Below are 20806 nucleotides of genomic sequence, written 5' to 3'. Positions count from 1 at the left end.
ATTAAATTTAATTTTGGATTGATGAGTTTCGTTTCGCCTCTTCTGCTTTAATGGCATCAAGCTCTGTTTGTGCCTCTGCTATCACATCAGGATAATCGGTAAAGTTTTTAACGATACTTTCCAGAATGTAAGTAGCCTGGAAGCTATCGTTTAATCCGTAAAAGTTTTTAGCCATTACAATAAGCCCCTTTGCGCCAAAGTATTTGTACCCCGAGTAATCTTTAGAGAGTTGTTGTACCGATTGGTTGGATGCTTCGTACTTTCCGTCTTTATTTTTAAAATAAGCATCGTAATACAAGGCTTCGGCTGCAAGTTCGCCTTTAGCAATGGTAAATAATTTGGCGTAAGCTGTTTTGGCTTTTTCCATATTATTTGTTTTTACTGCCGAACGTGCAATTATTATTTGGGCATCACTTTTAATCCTGTCCTCAATTTTGTCATTTGCCATTACCTTTTCAGCATATACTACAGCATTGGCGTACTCTTTTTGGTCGTAGTAACTCTTCATTAAGTTGGACTGTGCAAAGGTTACGTTTTGCGGGTACTCTGCTTCTGTTTCCAGTCGTTTTAATACTGGAATGGCTTTGGGGTAATCGTTATTCTTTAAATGTATTTGCGATAAGCGTGCTAAGGCTTGCTCGGTAAACTCATTTCGAGATTTTGAGATTACAAATTCATAATGCGGTACAGCATTGTTTTCTAATGCGTCAGAAAAATAGGCTTGCGCCAGATAAAAATGTGCTTTTAATAATGAAATACCATTTGGAAACTTGGCAATGTAGCTGTTTAACGACGATATGGCTTGTTTGGTGTTGTTTTGCAGGTATTGCTTTTCAGCAGCCTCAAAAGCAGTATTGTCCAAATCAGCATCGCTAACATCAACAAAATTGAGTGTTTTTACCCACGCGGCATACTCATCGGTACGCCCGCTATCTACATAAATTAATCGTGCTGTCGATACGGCTTCCATAGCTTCGGGTGTATTCGGAAAATCGGCAACTACTTTCTTAAACTTAGCAAGTGCTTTATCGTCCTCCTTAGCATTGTAATAAATTAATGCTTCACGCATTATTGCTCTGCTTACGTACGAGCTATTTTTATAATTGGTAATAAGCCTATCGTATGTTTGTATGGCTTTGCTTGTATTGTTCTCGGTAACGTAAGTATTCCCTAACTCGTACAGTGCATCATCAGCATACTTGGATTTTGGATACGATTGTACAAATTTGGTAAGGTCTTCTATCTTTTTTTCATTACGTGCTACAAAACCATAACTAATTGCTTTTTGGTACAACGCATAATCGGCATCAATACCTTTCATATCAATTGCCTTATTGTAGGCTTCCATTGCTGGCCAATATTTACCCGAAACAAAGTGGCTGTCGCCCAAACGTAAATACGCGTCGTTTAAACGAACGTTGTCGTTTTTATTGGTATCAATATACGTTTGGAAGTGTTTTGCGGCTTGCTCATACTCTTTAAGTTTAAAATAGGTATACGCTATGTTGTAATTAATGTTTTTATACTCGGGTGTGCCTTTTGCTTCGGCAAACTGCATGAATTGTTTAAAACTTAGTAAAGCCTCACTAAACTGGTCTAGCACATACTCCGTTTCGCCTTTCCAGAATGTAGCACGCGCCGTAAATCGAGCATCGCGTCGCTCTGCCAACGATTTTTTAAATAAATCGTAAGCGGCTTGGTAATTGCCATCGGTGTACAACTCCATCCCTCTGTAAAAAGCTACTTTTTGGTATGCTAATCTATTTTCGGGCGATTTATTTTTTTCTAAAAGTGTAAGGGCTTCTTTATAGTTTTTAGAGGTAATGTACGAACTGATTAATAGGTTTTGTACTTCTTGCTTAAAGGGCGTTTGCGGATATTTGGATATAAAGGAATTTAGCACCTCAGGTACACTTTGGTAAGGGTTACCAATTTCGTAGCTTAATTTAGCGTAGTTTAGGTAAGCATCCTCTTGTATTTTAGCATCAAAATCCATTTCAGATGCATTTTTAAATGCATTAAGTGCCTGCTGTTTTTTATCGGTTTTTAAATAGCTTTCTCCTAAGTGGTAGTAGGCGTTTTGTGCTACAGCATCGTTACCGCTTACAATTTTATTAAACTCGGCAATAGCACTTTCATAATCGCTTTGCATGTAATAAGCATAACCTAGCTGGTAAAAATCGGTATTGTTCCAACGCCCTTTTTTACCTCTGTATTCTTTTAAATACGGTATAGCATCATAATACTGCTTTAAGTTAAAGTAACTCTCTCCTATTATTTTATTCAGTTCCGATTTTTCTGCAGGACTGGATTTTGCCAACTGCTCTTTACCTAAATCAATTGCTTTTTGGAATTTACCCAACTTAAAATTCATATCTGCCTGAAAATAGGACATCTTCTCTTTGTACCTATCTTGGTCTTCTACCTGCTCAAAATAATCAGTAGCATCTTTATAGTTATCACTCTCATAGGCTATAAAACCCAAATAATATTTTGCCTGCGAGCCGTATTCTTTAGAATTAATAACTTTATTCAGGTACTTACTCGCCTGCTTTTTATCGCCCGCTTTAAAATAGCCATATCCTTTCTGGAAATTGTAACGCTCTTTATCGGTAGTACTCATATCGCCCTCATCAACTTTTTCGTACCATTTTAGGGCTTGCGCGTACTTACCTTGCCCAAAATAATAACTTGCTACCTCTATATACGCCTGATTTTGCTTGGTACTGGTAGGGTAATCCTCAACAAAATCCTCCATAAGCATATCCGCATTCATTTGGTTAAGTCGTATGGCGCAATTGGCAATATAATAGGCACAGTCTGATTGCACCTCCATATCCTGATTTTGTTTCTTTGTTTTTTCAAAAAGTATTTGTGCTGCCTGATATTGTTTTTGATTGTAGAGCACTACACCTTTTTCAAAATCTTTAAGGTCGTGCGTATAAATGCTGGACTGTTGTGCCGAAACGTGTATGCCATAAAGGGATACGGCAATTAGTAATAGCCTGTTTATTTTGCGCATAAGTTGTTATTTTATTAGGATAGCCAAATATATCAATTCTTATTTGTATTTAACGGATGTTAACAGGGTTTTAGTATCGCAATTGTAAATTGTACAGCAGCAAGTAGCAGAGCTTTTTGGTCTCTGAAACAAAAATTTTGAATACAGCCGTTATCTTACTACTTTTACCACACTAAATACGCCCTATATATGTTGCAACCCGTATTATCGTTACAAGATGTTACCGTTTACCAAGGTAACAATGCCGTACTTACTAACGTGAGCTTAGAGGTTAATTATGGTGAGTTTATTTACATAATTGGTAAAACAGGTACGGGCAAGAGTAGCTTTATGAAAACGCTATACGGCGACTTACCTTTAAAGAAAGGAAGTGGTTATTTTGTAGATTACGATTTATCTAAACTAAGAGAGCGCGATATACCTTACCTCCGCAGAAAAATAGGTATTGTATTTCAAGACTTTAAGCTACTCCCTGATAGAAATGTGTACGATAATTTGCTTTTCGTGCTTAAAGCTACAGGATGGAGCGAAAAGCGCGAAATGGAGGTAAAAATAAACGAAGTACTGGATAAAGTGGGCATGAAGAATGCCGTACACAAAATGCCCCACCAAGTATCGGGTGGTGAGCAACAGCGTATAGCAGTAGCGCGTGCTTTATTAAACGACCCTGAAGTGATTTTAGCTGATGAGCCTACTGGAAACCTCGACCCACAAACCAGTGTTGAGGTTATGCAACTGCTTAGGGAAATTAACCAAAATGGTAAAACTATAATTATGGCAACGCACGATTATGCTTTGCTAATGAAATTTCCATCTAAAACACTTAAATGTGATAGCGGTACACTCTTCGAGGTGGTACAGCGTACTGTTTAGTAACTTATTGCACATTCGTAGTCGCCTATGCTATCCATACTAATACCTACTTACAACTATAATGTACTGCCGATGGTAGAACAATTATACAGGCAGGCAGAAAGTTGTAACATAGCCTACGAAATACTTGTTTTTGATGATGCTTCGGCAGATGAAATTCAACAAGCAGAAAATCAGAAAATAAACCAGCTCCCGCACTGTAACTATACTATTTTACCAAAAAACATTGGGCGCAGCGCCATACGCAATTTACTTGCCCAAAAGGCAAATTACGATTGGTTACTGTTTTTGGATGCTGATACTATACCTGTATCTGACACGTTTATTAAGAATTATTTGCCCCATTTAAATGATGATGAAAAAGTAGTATACGGTGGCATTAAATATCAAGAGGAAAAGCCTGATACCGATAAACTCTTACGGTGGGTATATGGCAACGAGCGTGAGGCGCTACCTGCCGAAGAGCGAGTTGAGAATCCTCATTTATCCTTATTAACCTTAAACTTTGCTATAAAAAAAACAATTTTTAGTAAAGTGGCGTTTAACGAAACCATACCCAACTTACGCCATGAGGATACGTTGTTTTCTTACGATTTAAAACAAGAGTTTATAACGGTTGAGCATATTGATAATGCCGTGTACCATTTGGGGTTGGATACGAGCAGTATATTTATAAAAAAATCGGAAGAAGCCGTTATAGGCTTAAAATATCTTTTGGATAATAATCTTTTAGGAAAAGACTATTTGCGCCTTACTAAAATGTATTATAAACTAATTAAATGGCACCTAAAACCCATTGCAGCTTGGTTTTTTGGCATTTCAAGAAAAACATTCATCCGAAACTTTACAAGTACTTACCCTTCCATGTTTTTATTCGATATATATCGTTTATGCTATTTGTGTTCGCTTTAGTTTTTTACTAAGCTCTTAAACAATGTATCCCATTGTTCCATAATGGGCGCTATAGCAAATTGTTTTGCTTTTTGTATAGCATTTTTTCCCATTTCAATACGAAGTTCTTCATCTTGAATTAGCTTTTCTACTGCACTAGCAAAAGCCTCAATATCGCCATCCGTTATCAGTAAGCCATCTTTACCATCTGTTATAATATTTTTAGGTCCTACAGGGCAATCAAAAGCTACCGAAGGTACACCACAAGCTGCAGCCTCTAATAGTACCATCCCAAACCCCTCATAACGTGAGGCTAAAAGGTTAATAGAAGCTGCCTCAAAAACTGCTTCTACATTGGTGTTTGGTTCACAAAATAATACGTTTTTGGTTATATTAAGCTCCTCAGTAATTTTAGATATATCATAATCAGTATTTGAATCTCCATAGATTTTTAAAGTCCAATCAGGGTGTTTATCAACTACAATCTTCCATGCCTGTAACATTCTATCATATCCTTTTTCGCGCACCTGCCTACCTAAGGCTACAGCTATTTTGTTATGCAAATTACTAACGGAGGGATTTACAATCCAAGTAGGGTTTGGTATTACGTTAGCATTATTTAGCTTCCACTCTTTCAACCCTGAATTCGTCAATACAACAAATTTATCGTAACGACTAGCGTAATGTTGCATGTACTTACTAACCAAGCCTTTAAAAATACCATACGAGCTTAGTATAATTTGTTTGGAAACGTGCATTTCGTAAACTACAGGATATTGGTGTTTGATGAATTTGGGCAACAAAAAACTTTTAAGCCCATTATCGCACATTACTATAATATTTGGATTCAGTGCTTTTAATGTCGATTTGATAAGCTTTTTGTATGATGAATAGTAACTCAACAAAGAGCGATTGGGAGTTATTGTAAAAATTTTTATATCCGAATGGAAATTGTAACGTATAGGTTCTTCTGTTTTTGCATTAGTAACTATTATAGTAACATCATAATTTTTATGAGCAACTAGATAATTAGCTTTAATGGCTAAAATACGCTGGATACCACCTGCTCCACTAATTGTATTTGTTATATAAACAAGCCTCATTTTTTAGATTCAAGAAAAGCATCAAAATCACGTATATAGTCCTCCTCCTTAAAAACATCCGAAGCTATTACCAAACATACCGCCCCAGACGAAAAATTTTTAAGTTCTCGCCAGAGTCCTTGCGGTATAAGTAAACCTTGATTAGGGCGATTGAGCATAATTTTTTTTTCAGTAATCCCATCATGAAATACAACATCAAAACTACCACTAATTGCAATCAAAAATTGTTGTAAATTCTTATGGGCATGTCCTCCTCGCTCGGCACCGCTTGGTACATCGTACAAATAATAAACTCTCTTAATATCATAAGGTAATGTATTACCCTCAATAACCGAGAGGTTGCCTCTAGGATCTTCTATACGTGGTAATTGTATTAAACTTATGTTTTGTACGGTGGTTTCTTTCATTCTGTAACTTTTTTATACTCTTGCGCTCCTTTTCTAAAAATTCGATAATAGTGTAAAACAGAACGCAATTTTATGTTCTTTTGTTTTACTTGGAAAAATAAAAATACGATTGTCCATAGCAACGACATTGAGCCAAACATTTTTTTAGATAATGCACCATTAATAAAGTAATATCTATCACTGCCAGAATCCCTACCAGAGCAATCGTCAGGATGACTCACAATAAATTTAGGATAGTAGGCTATTTGCAGCTTTTTCTTTCTCACATTGTCCAAAAAAGCTTGCTCCAAACCATTACCAAATATAGCACCTAAACCAAAATTATCATCAAAAAAAGCCTTGCTCTGTTTCAGTTTCTTAATATTAACTACTAGCTCTATCGAACTAACATTCATTATACCAAAAATTGAAAGGTTTTTTATCGGAGAATTAGAGTATTCATTAAAAGGTATATCATCGGTTTTTGCCGCTTTAAACTTTACAACGGCAGCATCTGGAAACAATTTAAATCCGTTATCTATACTATTTAATAAATCATCTCTAAATATAACATCATCATCAGTAAGTATAGCATAAGTAGTGGTAATATTAGCTATTGCCATATTTCTACTGTTTGCTAATCCTCTTTCACTTGTATTTATTACCGTAATGTTGTTGTAAACTGATTGTAATTGCCGCTTGCTATCTGTTTGATTTACAATTAAGACATTGATACTTTTAAGGATACTTTTAGGAATTATAGCATCTAAAAAAATGAGATTTTCTCTAAACATAGTAGCTATAGCAATGGTAAGAGAATCTGCAGTAATCATTTATAATAGTATATTTGAACAAATATAAGATAATTACATTTACATGAAAATTTTGCTAATTGGCGAATATAGCAGGTTACATAATTCACTTAAGGAGGGTTTAGTCAAATTAGGACACGAGGTAACTATAGTAGGTACTGGCGATGGCTTTAAAAATTATGATATTGATTACTCTATATACCCTAGCTTTATACTCAAATGGTGGTTATTTACTAAAATAAAAAATGGGCTTAGTAAGACCATTGGTTATAATGCCGAAATGACTGAAAAGGGTATTCGGTTTTACAAATTACTTCCCAAACTAAAAGGTTATGATCATGTTCAGTTGATTAATTCTGATGCTGTTCAAACACACCCTTGGCTAGAAATAAAATTGTATAAAAAATTATTACAGCAGAGCAAGCAAATGAGCCTTTTGATTTGTGGTGACGAAACACCTATTGTAGATTATAATTTAACTGGAAATCTTAAATATTCTGTACTTTCAGCTTATTTAGAAAACTCTAGACTAAAGGGTTTGTTTCAGTACTCACTAAAATATACTAAAAAAAATTACCGTAGGTTATTTGAGTGGGTAAAGGATAGAAGCAACGTTTTAATAACTTCTGATCTTGATTATGAAATCCCGATGCAACGTATGGGTTATACCACACATTTTATTCCGAACCCCATAAATACAGATCTAGTCAAGTATAATCAACCTGAAATAAGAGACAAAATTGTTATTTTTTTAGGTATAAACAGACTTAGTTACATTAAAAAGGGTATCCGATTCTTTGAGGAAGCACTAAAAATAATTGAGCATAGATATAGCGATAGGGTTGAGATAATAATTACTGAAAATGTGCCCTACAAAGAATATATAAAGCTATATGATGGCGCTCATATATTGTTAGATCAAGTTTATGGATACGATCAGGGATATAATGCTCTAGAGGCTATGGCAAAAGGTAAGGTGGTATTTACAGGTGCAGAGCAAGAATTTACAGCGCATTACAGACTAAAGGAACGTGTTGCAATTAATGCATTACCTAATACAGAAAGTATAGTACAGGAGTTATCTTTTTTAATAGAAAACCCTAAAGAGATTGAAGCAATTAGCAAAAGGGCACGTAGCTTTATTAAAAAAGAACATAACTATATAAAAATTGCCGAAAAGTATTTGAATACATGGTTTGAATAAAAAAGCCAGCAATGCTGGCTTTTTCTATTATTACTGTAATTTAGTTTAGTCGCTTAATGCTTTACAAACTTAATTGTTTCAGTATAATTATCAGATGATAGCTTAACTATGTACATACCTGCTGAAAGTCTTGGTACAGATATCGTAAAACGAGACTCCTTCTCAGTACTCTTATAAACTGCTTTACCATAAACATCGTAAACTTCAACTTGAAGAATATCTTTAATAGTACCAGTATAAACTATCTCAAACGTACCGTTGTTTGGATTTGGATATAGTTTACTCGCTAGAGATGAATCGTTTATATTTTGAATCCCTGTGGTTTTCTTTTTGGCTGCCCCTGGACGATCTTCACCACAGTAACTTGGAATTTCTCTTAGTTCACATACGTCTATATTCGGATCGAGCTTCAAATCAATGTAACCATCTGCATTCGGTTTAAAATCAGTATCTGACAATACTTCTATTTCACGCCTTGCAGTAAAATCAGCAGTACACTTGTCTCTAAAAGTTTGATTAGATATGGTAAGTTTATTATTAATGTGCGAGAGGTTAAAATCAAACCTGTAAAAGTCATGACCATCTATAACTGCATTGCCTGTAGCAGATTTCATTTCATGTGTAAATTCTACAGCATCTCCCGCTATAAGACCTCCTGCTCCAGACTTACCTGCAAAAATCTCGTTACCAGGTATAATTTCAAGATTTTTAGATGTCAATTGTAAAACATCTTCCGCTTCACTAGGCCATAAACAATTGTTAACTGAAAGCATCAAACCTATTGTTCCCGCAATATGAGGTGCTGCTGCTGATGTACCACCATTTGCCTGATACTCGATAATATTCTGTACAGCATATTCATAATATCTAAACAATCTGTAACCTGGAGCACATATGTCAACATCTTCGTTAGTTGTATGTGCCGTTTCTTTGAAGCCAAATACCTCACCATTATAATTTTCAGCTGCGTTTTGAGGTATTAAGTCTTTTACGAACCTAGATACTACTCCATACTCTGGAGGGTATGAATCTGTTGTTTCAACACCCCAATCATTTCTGTGGTTAACCGAAAGTACTGAAATTACATGGTTATATGATGCTGGGTAATATTTTAAACCGTTAGGGTAAAGATAACTAATATTATCAGCGGTATAAAATTCGCTTCTATTACCAGCACCTGCTACTAAAATTACTCCATAGCAATCATGTAACTCGTTGATCACAGCTTGATGTTCAGGAACATAATTATTAGCACCAAGATCGTGTCCTGATGTTATCCAACTCATATTAATAACTTGTACCCCATTAATAGCTAAATCTAAAAGACCATTATAGCTACCAATTGGTGTATTTATAATGGTACAATTTGAACAGACACCCACCATACCATGTGCATTATCACCTTGTGCTGCCGCAAAAGCTGCTACATTAGTACCATGACTACTGGACGAACTTCCATTAAAGCCTAAATGAGTTGTTTTAAATTTGAGATCATTACCCGTAATATCAACTTTTGTATCGGATATACCTAGTATTATATCCGAAGAACCCAAACTATAGTCCCAAGCTTTAGGAACACCTATGTAATCTAAATTTGATAAATCCGCTACACCTGAGTTTGGAAGATTATTAGACGTACCATAATCATCTGTATAGGTATCTAATAGCTCATACTCCATTCCAGTAATATCAGTATATTTTGTATACTTACGTGGAAACTTTTTTAGTACGTCGTCAATTAACGATTTATTGTAAGTTGACAGAGTAAATACATTCAGATTTTTCAACCAAGTTGAACTAGGAAAAGATTGACTAAATTGAATAATCTTATAGTTGGAGAAAAAACTTCTCTCTTCATCATTATCTCCAACATACTTATAATATTCACCATCTTTCTGAAATTTAGGAGCCTCAGAATAATGATTCACGTGAATATAGTATGTATATATATTTTTCTCTTGGCTATGCGACAACGAAAAAAATAATCCGCAAATAATTATAAAAATATTTTTCATAATTATTCTTAATTGATTTCTGCTTTTAACTCCTGAACTTGTTTGTTTAGCTCAATAGTATATAATGTTAACTCTTCTATTTTTTGCAAAAGTAGTTTATTCATTTCACCAAGCTCAATACCATTTTCTTCAACTTCTTTAGCAGACGGAATGTCAATAAGATGCCCTTTTTCTTCAATATGTTGCTCCACCTGTTCTAGTGTTGGTAAAGCATAATCTTCTTCAAAAACATAATCTGCCCAGGTAGTATAAACTTTTACCCTGTTAGCTCTAACATTACCATTTACAGATAAACTATAATTATCAGTACCGTCAGTATAAGAAGTTGTGCCTATACACATATACGTATTAACTTTAGGCATTACTACTGTTATGTTACTACTACCATCGTCGGTTACTCCAAAGTTTACTTGTTGGGTACTATCATACAAATTCATATAGGAGCCACCAGCATTATCTGCCCAAAACCTGTATCTAGACCTGTAGTTTCTGTCTTGAACAGTCATAAAAACAGCACCGTTAGGTAATAGGTTAGATTTTGGATAATCGTAAAAACCAAAAGTTCTAGCCCCTGTTGTGGGGTTTAACAGAGCCCCACCAGCAATAACTCTGGATTTATTGTTCATTTCATCTGAAGATGCGAATGTCTCATACTGAGATGCACTGGGGAAATTACCCTGAAAAATGCTAATATTTGCTTTTAAATTGCCAATAACATCTAAAGTCTCAGTAGGTGTAGTGTTATTTACGCCTATGTAGCCTGTAGTTCCATTTATAAATAAATGACCAAATGTTGACTGAAAATCTAAATTTCTTCCGGATAAACTAACATTACGATTAGACGTTAGCACCCCATTTGAAGTGTAAATGGTTTGAGCAGTTATTATACCGCTACCAGCAGCAAACATTGCCGCAATAAAAAAAATTTTCATGTTTAATATTTTAAATTAGTGAACGTGTAGGGTAAACTTAATAAAAAAGGGCAACTACCTCAAAGAACGACAGTAAACTTTAGGTTAAAAACCCTATTTATTCGATATAAAGAGCTTTTTCCTAAAATAAAAACCCAATACAAATAAATAAAGCATGTATGTAATGGCGTGCCCCATAACTGCGCCTTCTGCACCGAATAATCTTATAAAGTAGTGACTAGAAAAATATAGAATAACGTACGATGTTATTTCTGTAATAATAAAAGCTTTAGTCATTTTTTTAGCAAAAAACTCGTAACCCAATATTAATGCTATTACTTTTAAAAAATCACCTATTAACTGCCATAAAAATAAATCAGTCATTGGCAGAAAATCATCATTAAACAATAAACGAACTATGAAGTTACGAAGTAAAAATATAGTTAGTAATCCTAAACCAAAAATAGGAACTATTGTTTTATAATAGCTCCAAAATACATTGTTTGTTTCTTTATTTGTTTTTGCAGCCGAAAGTTTTGGAAAAAAATAAACCGTTAGTAATGTTGAGACAAACATGAGATAAAAAAACGAAATTCGACTCATAGCTTCCCAAAAACCAGCCTCATTAGCACTATGGTCATCAATAATATGTGTACGTATCGAAATAGCAACCAATGGTCCTATAGCTGTAGTTACCAAACTCATTAAACTATAGGACAATAGCCCTTTTAATATTGAACTGTCAAACTTTTTAATATGCAAAAATGAAAAACTTCCTAATTGTTTTTTAAGAAAATAAAAAGAAGCTAAAAACATAAGAGAGGGTGAAATTACTAACCCCAGTAATGCCCCTGGCACATTTAATTGCCAGATTAATATTGCAGATAATAATACTCCTGTTACATTACCCCAAATATTAATTTTTATAACTTCTTTATAGCGTGTTAACCCATTAAGGATACCTACAAAAACTAGATTACCGATATACCATGGTAATGCTAAAATCATTATCCTAAAAATCCAATCGTATGTATGCTCATCACCAAAAAAAAGAGTATTTAATGTATCAGCAAAAATGACTAATATAATACTAAGTACTATAATTGCAGCAAGTACACTGTAAAAAACGGTTGTTATTACACGCTGTTTTTTGGGATCGTCGTTTTCATTTTCGGCAATATATTTTATAATTCCATTCTCAAAACCAAGTGTACCAAATACTTCGGCTTGTCGTACAAAATTCCTAAAATTTCCTACCAACGCCAAACCTGCCGGTCCTAAAAAAATAGCAATTATTTTTGATGCTAATAATCCTCCAGCAATCTTTATCAATACACTAATGGTATTAAGTGAAGACACTTTAAAAATAGGATTATCTGTTATCTGCTTCAGAAATTTCAAGTATAAGCTTTTAAATTAAAACGGTATCTAGTAACCCAAAATTAGCAGTATCTATCTCGTAAAAGTCCTGTATTATAGTTCTGGCTCCAAAACTTTCTTTCCAGAATACTAGTCCATGATTGAGTTTTAGTCCTTGCTCTTCTGTAGAGGGTCCAAAATCAAAATATCTTTTGTCAGCAAATAAATCAATAATGTGATTATACAAATAATCAAGACTACCAAGTGCATTACGATCTTCTTCTCCTGATATGTATTGTGGGTGTGCTACGGTATCTGTAAGGTACACAGTTGTGCCTGCCACAATTCTATCGTTATCATATACATTAAAGTGGCGTATTCTATCAGGAAACTTGTTATGTAAATATATTATTTCTTCCAAACTATGTACAGGTTTTACTTTATGCCTATGTTGTAAATTAGGGATAAGAATTTCCTCCCAAAACAATTTAAAGTTCGGCTCCTCTGCTATACTAAGTCCATTTTTAACACCGCGCCTAATAGCTTCTTTTCGGGACTTAGTAACGGGTAATAAGTTATTTCTATCTATTACTGACAGCCCATCCCTACGCGATAACGTAGCATTAAGCAAAAACAAAACATACTCTTGCTCCTGTGCTGGAAATTTGTGATAAATAGCGGGCACGGGTTTTACATGCAACGTAGTAATAGTATTATTGGCAAGATATTCTAGTAAAATCCTATATAATACAATAACATCAGCTAGTTTTGTTTTGTTACCATACAACAACCCTCCGTAAGTAAGTCCTTTATGGGAATGCACTACGCCCCCTTCCCTATTGGCAGGAAAAACAGCAACAAGCTTTTCATTATTAAATAATAGTAACGAGAAATCCTCAAATCGGTCGCTATGGTACTCCATATAATCCCTATGGAAAAGAAAAGTTCCATTTTTAGTCTGGGCTATAAAATCATTCCATAAACTATAGTGAGAAGTAGTGTATTGCGCTATGCTGTACATTAAGTTTGGTGTAAACGAAAAGAGATGTTTCTAGTTTTTGGTAAAAATATAAAAATATTTAGCCGTTTTAAGCAACGTAACCTATAAACGTACACATTAAACCTATATTGTTTTACTTAAAAATTTGGTTTTATTAAATATTTGCTAATTTTAAAGAAAAAAAGCCAATTGCCGTGAAAAAAAAACTACCCTATCTGCTTTTGCTGCTTTTTGTAGCTTATTTAGGATATGCACAAGATATAGCACTTTACGAACAGTTTAACGGAAGGTACGATTTTACGTTTGTGGGTAATACGCTTAATCCTGCAGAAAACAACCCCGAACCTACATGTACCATTTTCACTTCTTCTTCGGCAGATTTAAACTTGGGTGCTAACGACCAAGTTGTTGCAGCCTATTTATATTGGGCAGGCTCGGGTACTGGCGATTTTGATATTGAATTGAATGGAAACCCTGTTACAGCATCGCGCGATTTTCCGTTAAGTGCTTTAAACACTGATGGGTTAACCCGTGATTATTTTAGTGCCTTTGCAGATGTTACTACGCAAGTACAAACTACAGGTAACGGTACGTATACCGTTTCGGAACTCGATCTTACGGCAGAAGTAGCCGACCCTTTGTACTGTAATATAAAAACCAATTTTGGAGGGTGGGCAATTATTGTTTTTTACTTTAATCCCGATTTACCACTAAACCAAATTAACCTATACGATGGTATGCAGTATGTACCATCATTTATAAATATTAGCCTACCTAGCCTTAATGTAATAGATAACGAGGGAGCTAAAATAGGTTTTTTGGCTTGGGAAGGGGATGCCTCATTAGCAGTTAACGAAACATTGAGCATTAATGGTAACCCGCTTAGTAACGACCTAAACCCTGTAAATAATGCCTTTAATGGTACAAATACTGTAACAGGCGCCACTGATATGTACAATATGGATCTTGATATTTACGATATACAAGATAATATAGCCATTGGTGATGAAACTGCTGAGATTACGCTCGAATCGGGACAGGATTTTGTGATGGTAAATGCCATTGTTACCAAATTAAACAGCCAGTTACCCGATGCTACCATTAGTATTGATAATATTGCTCGTGAGTGTAATTCGGGTGCTGTAGTATTAGATTATACTGTTTTTAACGTAAACAGTACCGAAGTACTCCCAGCAGATACCCCCATTGCATTTTATATAGAGGGCAACTATATTGGTGGCACAACAACAGTAGCCGAAATACCCATTGGTGGAAACGAAAGCGGTACGTTTGTACTAAACATACCAGCGGGCACCCCTATAGAATACGAAATACTAGTTGTAGTAGATGATGTAGGCGACGGTACAGGTGGCATTGTTACAGAAACAGACGAGACTAATAACAGCATCATCTTAAACGAAATACAATACGTTTCGCCACCGTTAGAGCAGCCTGACGATTTAATTGAGTGTGATACGGGTGCAGGTTTTGGCGTATTCGATATATCGGTTTACGAAGCGGAACTTCCAAATGAGGATACTGATAGTATCACATTCTACACCTCAGAGGCAAATGCCAATGTACCCGAAAACGCAATACCCTCGGCAGATTTAGTTAGTTTCCAAGCAACCGAAAATCCACAAGAAATATTCGTACGCCTCGAAAACGAACAAGGCTGTGTTAGTATTACATCATTTTTATTAGTAACAGACGATTGTTTGTACCCCGATGGTACCATTGTTATCAATACTATCGAGAAAACCTGCGATTCGCGCGTCATAACCATATCCTACACCGTAAATAATTTTAATAGCGACGATTTTTTACCCGCAGGTACGCCCATAGCTATTTATAATAACGGAGTATTTATAGGTACAGGAGCAACAACTCAAGATATACCCATTGGAGGTACCGAAAACGGAACTGTAAACGTTACCGTGCCTGGTACATTGCTCGATATTAATATTACTATTGCCATAGATGATATAGGCGATGGCACAGGAGAAGTAATTGAAACCGATGAAACCAATAATAACAGTGAAGTCGTTACTGACACCTTATGGGTATCGCCAGAAATAACGGAAGAACTGGACGATATTACCGAATGCGAAACCGATAACGGTACCAACATAGGTATATTCGATTTTTCAGGTTACATTGCATTATTACAACAAAACGCTACCGATGTAGTTACTTTTCATACCAATCAAGATGATGCCAATAGCGGGGAAAACGATATTGATACACCTGATAATTATACCTCATCGGGCGATAATCCGCAAACCATATACGTACGTTTAGAAGATGAAAACGGCTGTTTTGATACCACTACTTTTGATTTAATAGCCGTAGATTGCCTTTTCCCTGATGGAACTGTAGTTATAAACGATATTATTAAAACCTGCGATTCTAGGTCGGTAAACGTACAATATACTATTAACAACTTTAATAGTTTTGATGTATTACCCGCAGGTACACCCATTGGTATTTACTTAAATGGCGTAATGGTAATATTTACATCTACAATACAAGAAATACCTATAGGAGGAAGTTTAAACAGCAATATAAATGTCTCAATACCAAACTCAGCAGGGTTAAATTTTGAAATTACCATAATTATTGATGATTTAGGCGACGGTACAGGTGAAGTAACTGAAACCGACGAAACCAACAATAGTTTTACTGTAAACGATACACTCTGGATATCGCCCACATTCCCGTTACAACCCGAAGATATTACCGTTTGTGAAACCGAAAATAACTCCAATATTGGTGTTTTCGACTTCTCGGAATACGAAACATTGTTGCAAAATGCAGCTACCGATATCATTACATTTCATACCTCGCAAGAAGATGCCGATGATGACGTAGATAATATTGAAAATCCCGATAACTATACCTCGTCAGGCGATAATCCGCAAACCATATACGTACGATTGGAGGATGAGAATGGCTGTTACGTTACCACCACATTCAACTTAATTGCCGAAGATTGCTTGTTTCCAGATGGTATAATTGCAGTAGAAAACACGATTAAATCGTGCGATTCTCGTACTATTACAATAGACTATATTGTAGGTAACCCTGATAGTTTTGATGTACTCCCTGCCAACACACCCATAGCCATTTATAGTAATGGTGTATTGCTAACCACTACAACCACAACAGCAGATATTGCTATAAACGGTACCGAAGCGGGTACTATTAATGTAACTATACCCAACAACATACCACTAAACTTTGATATTACCTTAGCAATAGATGATACGGGTAATGGCAGCGGTATTGTAACCGAAACCAACGAAGATAATAATACTGATATTTTTAACGATACACTTTGGGTGTCGCCTGTGTTACAACAACCTGAAGATTTAACCGCTTGCGAAACCGATAACGGCAGTAATAGTGGTATTTTCGATTTTTCAGGGTATGAGGAAAGCCTAAAAAATAACTCTACAGATATCGTACGTTTTTACACCACACAAGAGGATGCAATTACAGGCGAAGATGCTATTACAAACCTTTCGGCATACCCATCTACCAGCAACAACCAAACTATATATGTACGCTTAGAAGATGAAAATGGCTGTTTTACCACAGGGCAATTTAACCTTATTGCTATAGATTGTTTGTTTCCAGATGGTACTGTAAGTATTGGCGACATTGCAAAATCGTGTAACTCCAGAATTATAAACGTAGCCTATACCATTAATAATTTTGATGCTTTTGATGTATTGCCATCGGGTACACCTGTTGCTATTTATGCCAACGATGAATTTATTGATTTTACTGAAACATTACTCGATATTCCTATAGGCGGTACAGAAGGGAGCATTATTACGTTAACAATACCTGACGAAATCCCCCTGACTTTTAATTTGTCGTTTGTAGTGGATGATATGGGCGATGGCACAGGTATAGTACAGGAAATGAACGAAGATAATAACAACACAACTGTTACCTTCTCATTAATCGTATCGCCAGAAGTACCACAGCCCCAAGAAGTAACAGCATGTAACGAAGGTTTTGATATTGGTACATTTGATTTTTCTGAATACGAAGAAACATTAAAAACAAACCCTAATGATGTTGTTTATTTTTACCATACAGCAACTGATGCTAACCAAGACAGTAACCGAATAAGCAATACTAATGCTTTTAAAAACACAAGCAACCCACAAGAAATTTTTGTTCGGGTAGCCAATGGCGAATGTTATGCTACAACATCGTTTTTGCTGCGTGCTATAAAATGCCCACCCACAACATTTAACTACGTTACACCCAATAATGATGGCTACAACGATCGGTTTTTTGTAGAAGGGTTACGCAATATATTCCTCAACTTTAAAATGAGCATATACAACCGCTGGGGTAGTTTAGTATGGACAGGTAACCATAGTACGGAGGACTGGGATGGTATTGCCGATGTAGAGAAAGTAGGACCACAAGATAATACGGTACCCGTAGGTACTTACTATTTTGTATTAGAATTAAACGACCCTGAATATCCTGAGCCTATTGTAGGTTGGGTATACGTAACGAAGTAATTTTTTTCTGTATTTACCGTTTTTAAAATACGATTAGTTTTTATAAATATTTTTATGCAGGTAAAAGACCTTAACATTAATACCGATATTTTTGAACTCTTTAATTCTACATGGAATGAAGACGCAAAGGCTAAGGTAAAAGAAATGGTTATAACACCTTTAATTACAAAGGAAGAGGTTATTTCGAGGCAACTAATCTTGAAAGGCTTTCTTTCAAACATCAGTGTTTTCAAAGATTACTCCTATTCTAAAATCGATTTTAGAGAAGTGAATTACTTTATGCAAAAGTATACTGATAAAGAATACTTACCCAAGAGATTATCTTTAAAACTCCTTTTATCTAAAAAGAAGTACTATCGTTACAAATCACACTGTATACAAGTAATATTCTTGTATCATAGATTACATAATCTATACGTAAAAAAACTTAATCTCGCTGAATTTCCAGAAAGTTATAAGGATGATATACGTACAATTGATAATTTCTTTAATAGCTTACGATTAGATTATCATGAAGAATTAATACGTGATGGTAATTTTAAAATAAAAGATATTAAGCGATTTATAATGATAATTTCAGAACGAAAAAAGCGAGATGAAATAGCCTTATTCCAAAAAAAATTTACTGAACTTGAAGCGTATATCTCTATAAGTTTAGGCATAAATATTTGTAAATTTACCTTCCCAAAAATAACTAATGAGAAATTCTATTTAGAAGAATTTTATCATCCTTTATTAAAAAAACCTGTAAAAAATTCTATTAAGGCTTTTAGCAATGTAAACTTACTCACAGGCCCTAATATGTCAGGTAAATCTACATTGCTAAAAGCTATAGGTATTTGTGTGTATCTAGCCAATATTGGTTTTGCTATTCCTGCAAGAGTTGCTCAAATTCCAAAGTACGGTAATATTTCTGTTTTCATCAACCTAAACGATGATTTACAGAGTGGCTATAGTCATTTCATGACCGAAGTTATTAACCTTAAAAAGGTTATAACTGTAGCAAAAAATAAAAAGTGTTTTGCTGTATTTGATGAACTCTTTAGAGGTACTAATATTGATGACGCGTTAGAAATAAGTGGCACAACATTAAAGGGAATGCTAAATTTCCCTGATAGTATGTTTTTTGTTTCTAGCCATTTACATCAGTTGGTAACCTATCCAGAAATATCAAACGACACTATATCCTGTTACTATTTGGAATGCGACCTCAAAAATGATGTCCCCACGTTTGTTTATACTCTAAAACCTGGTTGGTCGGATATTAAAATAGGTAGAATATTATTTGAAAAAGAAGGATTAAATGAATATTTACTAAACAAATAATTACTGCTCTCGCTCTAAAGAGGGTAAGGATAATTTATAGTATACTACCAATAATCGTACAAAAATCATTACCGCAGGTGTTAGTAAGTACACTATACTTTCGGGTACGTTTAGCTGTAATAACACAAAAAATACCGTACCGCCCAGTATACAAACAGTAGCATATACTTCTTTTCTAAAAATAACGGGGATTTCGTTACAAAGTATATCGCGTATTACACCGCCAAAGCAAGCCGTCATGGTACCTAACGCAATACAAATTGTGGGGTGTAAGTTGGTTTCCAACCCTTTTTCTAAACCTATTAGGGTAAAAACACCAAGCCCAATAGTATCAAATAAAAATAACGATTTACGGAGCTTTTCCAACTTCTTTCGGAAAAGAACAGCAATTACAAAACTGGCAATAATAGTATATACATAGTTTAAATCGAGCATCCAACCTACAGGTGTGCGCCCAATTAAAACATCGCGTAATGTACCCCCTCCTACTGCTGTTACAAAAGCAATAACAAAAACGCCAAACGGATCCATTTTTTTATTCATGGCAGTAAGCACACCAGATATTGCAAAAGCAAGCGTTCCGAAAAGATCGAGTAAGTAAAACATTACATTTTTTGGGTATAGTAATTATAATCATTCAGTACCGTTTCAATAAAAGCAGTAGCGTTTGCCGATACTGATTTTATACCCGTAACCGATTCTACTTTATCTTGCAATTTTTGTATCATAGCCCAATCCGCAGCTCGTAAACTCGTTTCATACGTTTCTTTAATAATTCGCACATCATTATCGCTTAGCTTTATAACTAACGAGTAGGTAGGCACATAATCATTATTCAGTTCGCGTAAAATAGTATGGTTTATATTAATATTATTTTTAAGACTAATAACTGCCGTACCAGCGGCTATATCGCCTAAGCGTTGTGTTTTTTTATTCACTAGCATGGTTATAAGCCCAATAAAGCTAAATACACCTGTAACCTCAACAATTCTAAAAATCCATCGAATTAAATAATCGCCAAACCCCGCTTGGTACCCATCTATTTTTATCACTTTTATCTTCATTACCTTTTTGCCAACGGTTTGCCCCTCCATAAAAGTTTCCAACAAAAGAGTATAAAACATAACAGGTAAAAAGAATATGGAATATACCGCGTTTTGAGACCAATAATCCAGTTCCGATAAGTAATCGTTAAAGCCCGTAACATCAAAAATAACAGCAACTAAAATAATGTAATACGCAATCCAGAGCACAAAATCGAGCAGGTATGCCAGTATGCGCTCACCAACCGATGCAGCATTAAAATTTATATTCACATTTTGTGTAGTAGTTATGGATAGTTCTGACATATTTTATA

15 protein-coding genes are annotated in these 20806 nt (G+C 35.1%); 5 read left to right on the top strand and 10 right to left on the bottom strand.

From position 1 onward, the window contains the following. Positions 1 to 7: 7 nt before the first annotated feature. Positions 8 to 3022, bottom strand: coding sequence for a tetratricopeptide repeat protein (locus K1I41_RS07975; protein ID WP_220639838.1), 3015 nt, complete (start codon positions 3020 to 3022; stop codon positions 8 to 10). A 189-nt stretch (positions 3023 to 3211) separates the two neighbouring features. Here K1I41_RS07975 and K1I41_RS07970 point away from each other — a divergent pair, with 189 nt between their 5' ends. Together K1I41_RS07970 and K1I41_RS07965 are read left to right on the top strand one after the other, a co-directional pair. Further along, entirely contained in the window at positions 3212 to 3895 is a 684-nt protein-coding gene (locus K1I41_RS07970; protein ID WP_220639837.1) for a cell division ATP-binding protein FtsE, read from the top strand. A gap of 27 nt (positions 3896 to 3922) precedes the next feature. Then, entirely contained in the window at positions 3923 to 4807 is an 885-nt protein-coding gene (locus tag K1I41_RS07965; RefSeq protein ID WP_220639836.1) for a glycosyltransferase family 2 protein, read from the top strand. On the opposite strand, the gene K1I41_RS07960 is transcribed toward K1I41_RS07965, so the two are convergent. Genes K1I41_RS07960 through K1I41_RS07950 form a run of 3 tightly spaced genes read right to left on the bottom strand, consistent with a single transcriptional unit; the run spans position 4804 to position 7108 of the window. Continuing rightward, a complete protein-coding gene (locus K1I41_RS07960) occupies positions 4804 to 5889 on the bottom strand; it encodes a glycosyltransferase family 4 protein (protein WP_220639835.1) in 1086 nt (361 codons plus the stop codon). The two genes, K1I41_RS07965 and K1I41_RS07960, sit on opposite strands and share 4 nt — an antisense overlap. Continuing rightward, positions 5886 to 6296 carry a sugar 3,4-ketoisomerase gene (locus tag K1I41_RS07955; protein WP_220639834.1) on the bottom strand — a complete coding sequence of 137 codons (411 nt, stop codon included), beginning with the start codon at positions 6294 to 6296 and terminating at the stop codon, positions 5886 to 5888. The genes K1I41_RS07960 and K1I41_RS07955 overlap by 4 nt, the downstream gene beginning before the upstream one ends. After that, positions 6293 to 7108 (bottom strand): glycosyltransferase family A protein, encoded by an 816-nt coding sequence (locus K1I41_RS07950; RefSeq protein ID WP_220639833.1) that lies wholly within the window; start codon positions 7106 to 7108, stop codon positions 6293 to 6295. Before K1I41_RS07950 ends, K1I41_RS07955 begins: the two co-directional genes overlap by 4 nt. A gap of 43 nt (positions 7109 to 7151) precedes the next feature. On the opposite strand from K1I41_RS07950, the gene K1I41_RS07945 reads away from it, so the two are divergent. Next, complete coding sequence (locus K1I41_RS07945; protein WP_220639832.1) at positions 7152 to 8291, top strand: glycosyltransferase family protein; 1140 nt, start codon at positions 7152 to 7154, stop codon at positions 8289 to 8291. 53 nt (positions 8292 to 8344) lie between these two features. On the opposite strand, the gene K1I41_RS07940 is transcribed toward K1I41_RS07945, so the two are convergent. From K1I41_RS07940 to K1I41_RS07925, 4 genes are all read right to left on the bottom strand, one after another. Continuing rightward, positions 8345 to 10306, bottom strand: coding sequence for a S8 family peptidase (locus K1I41_RS07940; protein WP_220639831.1), 1962 nt, complete (start codon positions 10304 to 10306; stop codon positions 8345 to 8347). 8 nt (positions 10307 to 10314) lie between these two features. Next, positions 10315 to 11238 carry a hypothetical protein gene (locus K1I41_RS07935; protein ID WP_220639830.1) on the bottom strand — a complete coding sequence of 308 codons (924 nt, stop codon included), beginning with the start codon at positions 11236 to 11238 and terminating at the stop codon, positions 10315 to 10317. Between the two features lie 93 nt (positions 11239 to 11331). Beyond that, positions 11332 to 12618, bottom strand: a complete 1287-nt coding sequence (locus tag K1I41_RS07930; protein ID WP_220639829.1) for an O-antigen translocase — start codon at positions 12616 to 12618, stop codon at positions 11332 to 11334. 10 nt (positions 12619 to 12628) lie between these two features. Further along, a complete protein-coding gene (locus K1I41_RS07925; protein ID WP_220639828.1) occupies positions 12629 to 13597 on the bottom strand; it encodes a GNAT family N-acetyltransferase in 969 nt (322 codons plus the stop codon). A 173-nt stretch (positions 13598 to 13770) separates the two neighbouring features. Between K1I41_RS07925 and K1I41_RS07920 the strand changes: the two genes are divergently transcribed. Next, the gene (locus K1I41_RS07920) at positions 13771 to 18123 is read left to right on the top strand and encodes an FIDD domain-containing protein (RefSeq protein ID WP_220639827.1); all 4353 of its coding nucleotides are present in this window, start codon (positions 13771 to 13773) and stop codon (positions 18121 to 18123) included. A 54-nt stretch (positions 18124 to 18177) separates the two neighbouring features. Beyond that, positions 18178 to 19449, top strand: a complete 1272-nt coding sequence (locus K1I41_RS07915; RefSeq protein WP_220639826.1) for a MutS-related protein — start codon at positions 18178 to 18180, stop codon at positions 19447 to 19449. Here the strand turns inward: K1I41_RS07915 and K1I41_RS07910 are convergent, their stop codons facing one another. Together K1I41_RS07910 and K1I41_RS07905 are read right to left on the bottom strand one after the other, a co-directional pair. Further along, a complete protein-coding gene (locus tag K1I41_RS07910) occupies positions 19450 to 20055 on the bottom strand; it encodes a trimeric intracellular cation channel family protein (protein ID WP_220639825.1) in 606 nt (201 codons plus the stop codon). Continuing rightward, a complete protein-coding gene (locus K1I41_RS07905) occupies positions 20055 to 20798 on the bottom strand; it encodes an RDD family protein (protein WP_220639824.1) in 744 nt (247 codons plus the stop codon). Before K1I41_RS07905 ends, K1I41_RS07910 begins: the two co-directional genes overlap by 1 nt. Between the last annotated feature and the right edge of the window lie 8 nt (positions 20799 to 20806).

The sequence above is a fragment of the Flavobacterium litorale genome (assembly GCF_019613795.1).
Lineage (GTDB): Bacteria > Bacteroidota > Bacteroidia > Flavobacteriales > Flavobacteriaceae > Flavobacterium > Flavobacterium litorale.
Note: the sequence above shows the minus strand (reverse complement) of the source record. Positions and strands in the feature narration are given on the sequence as shown.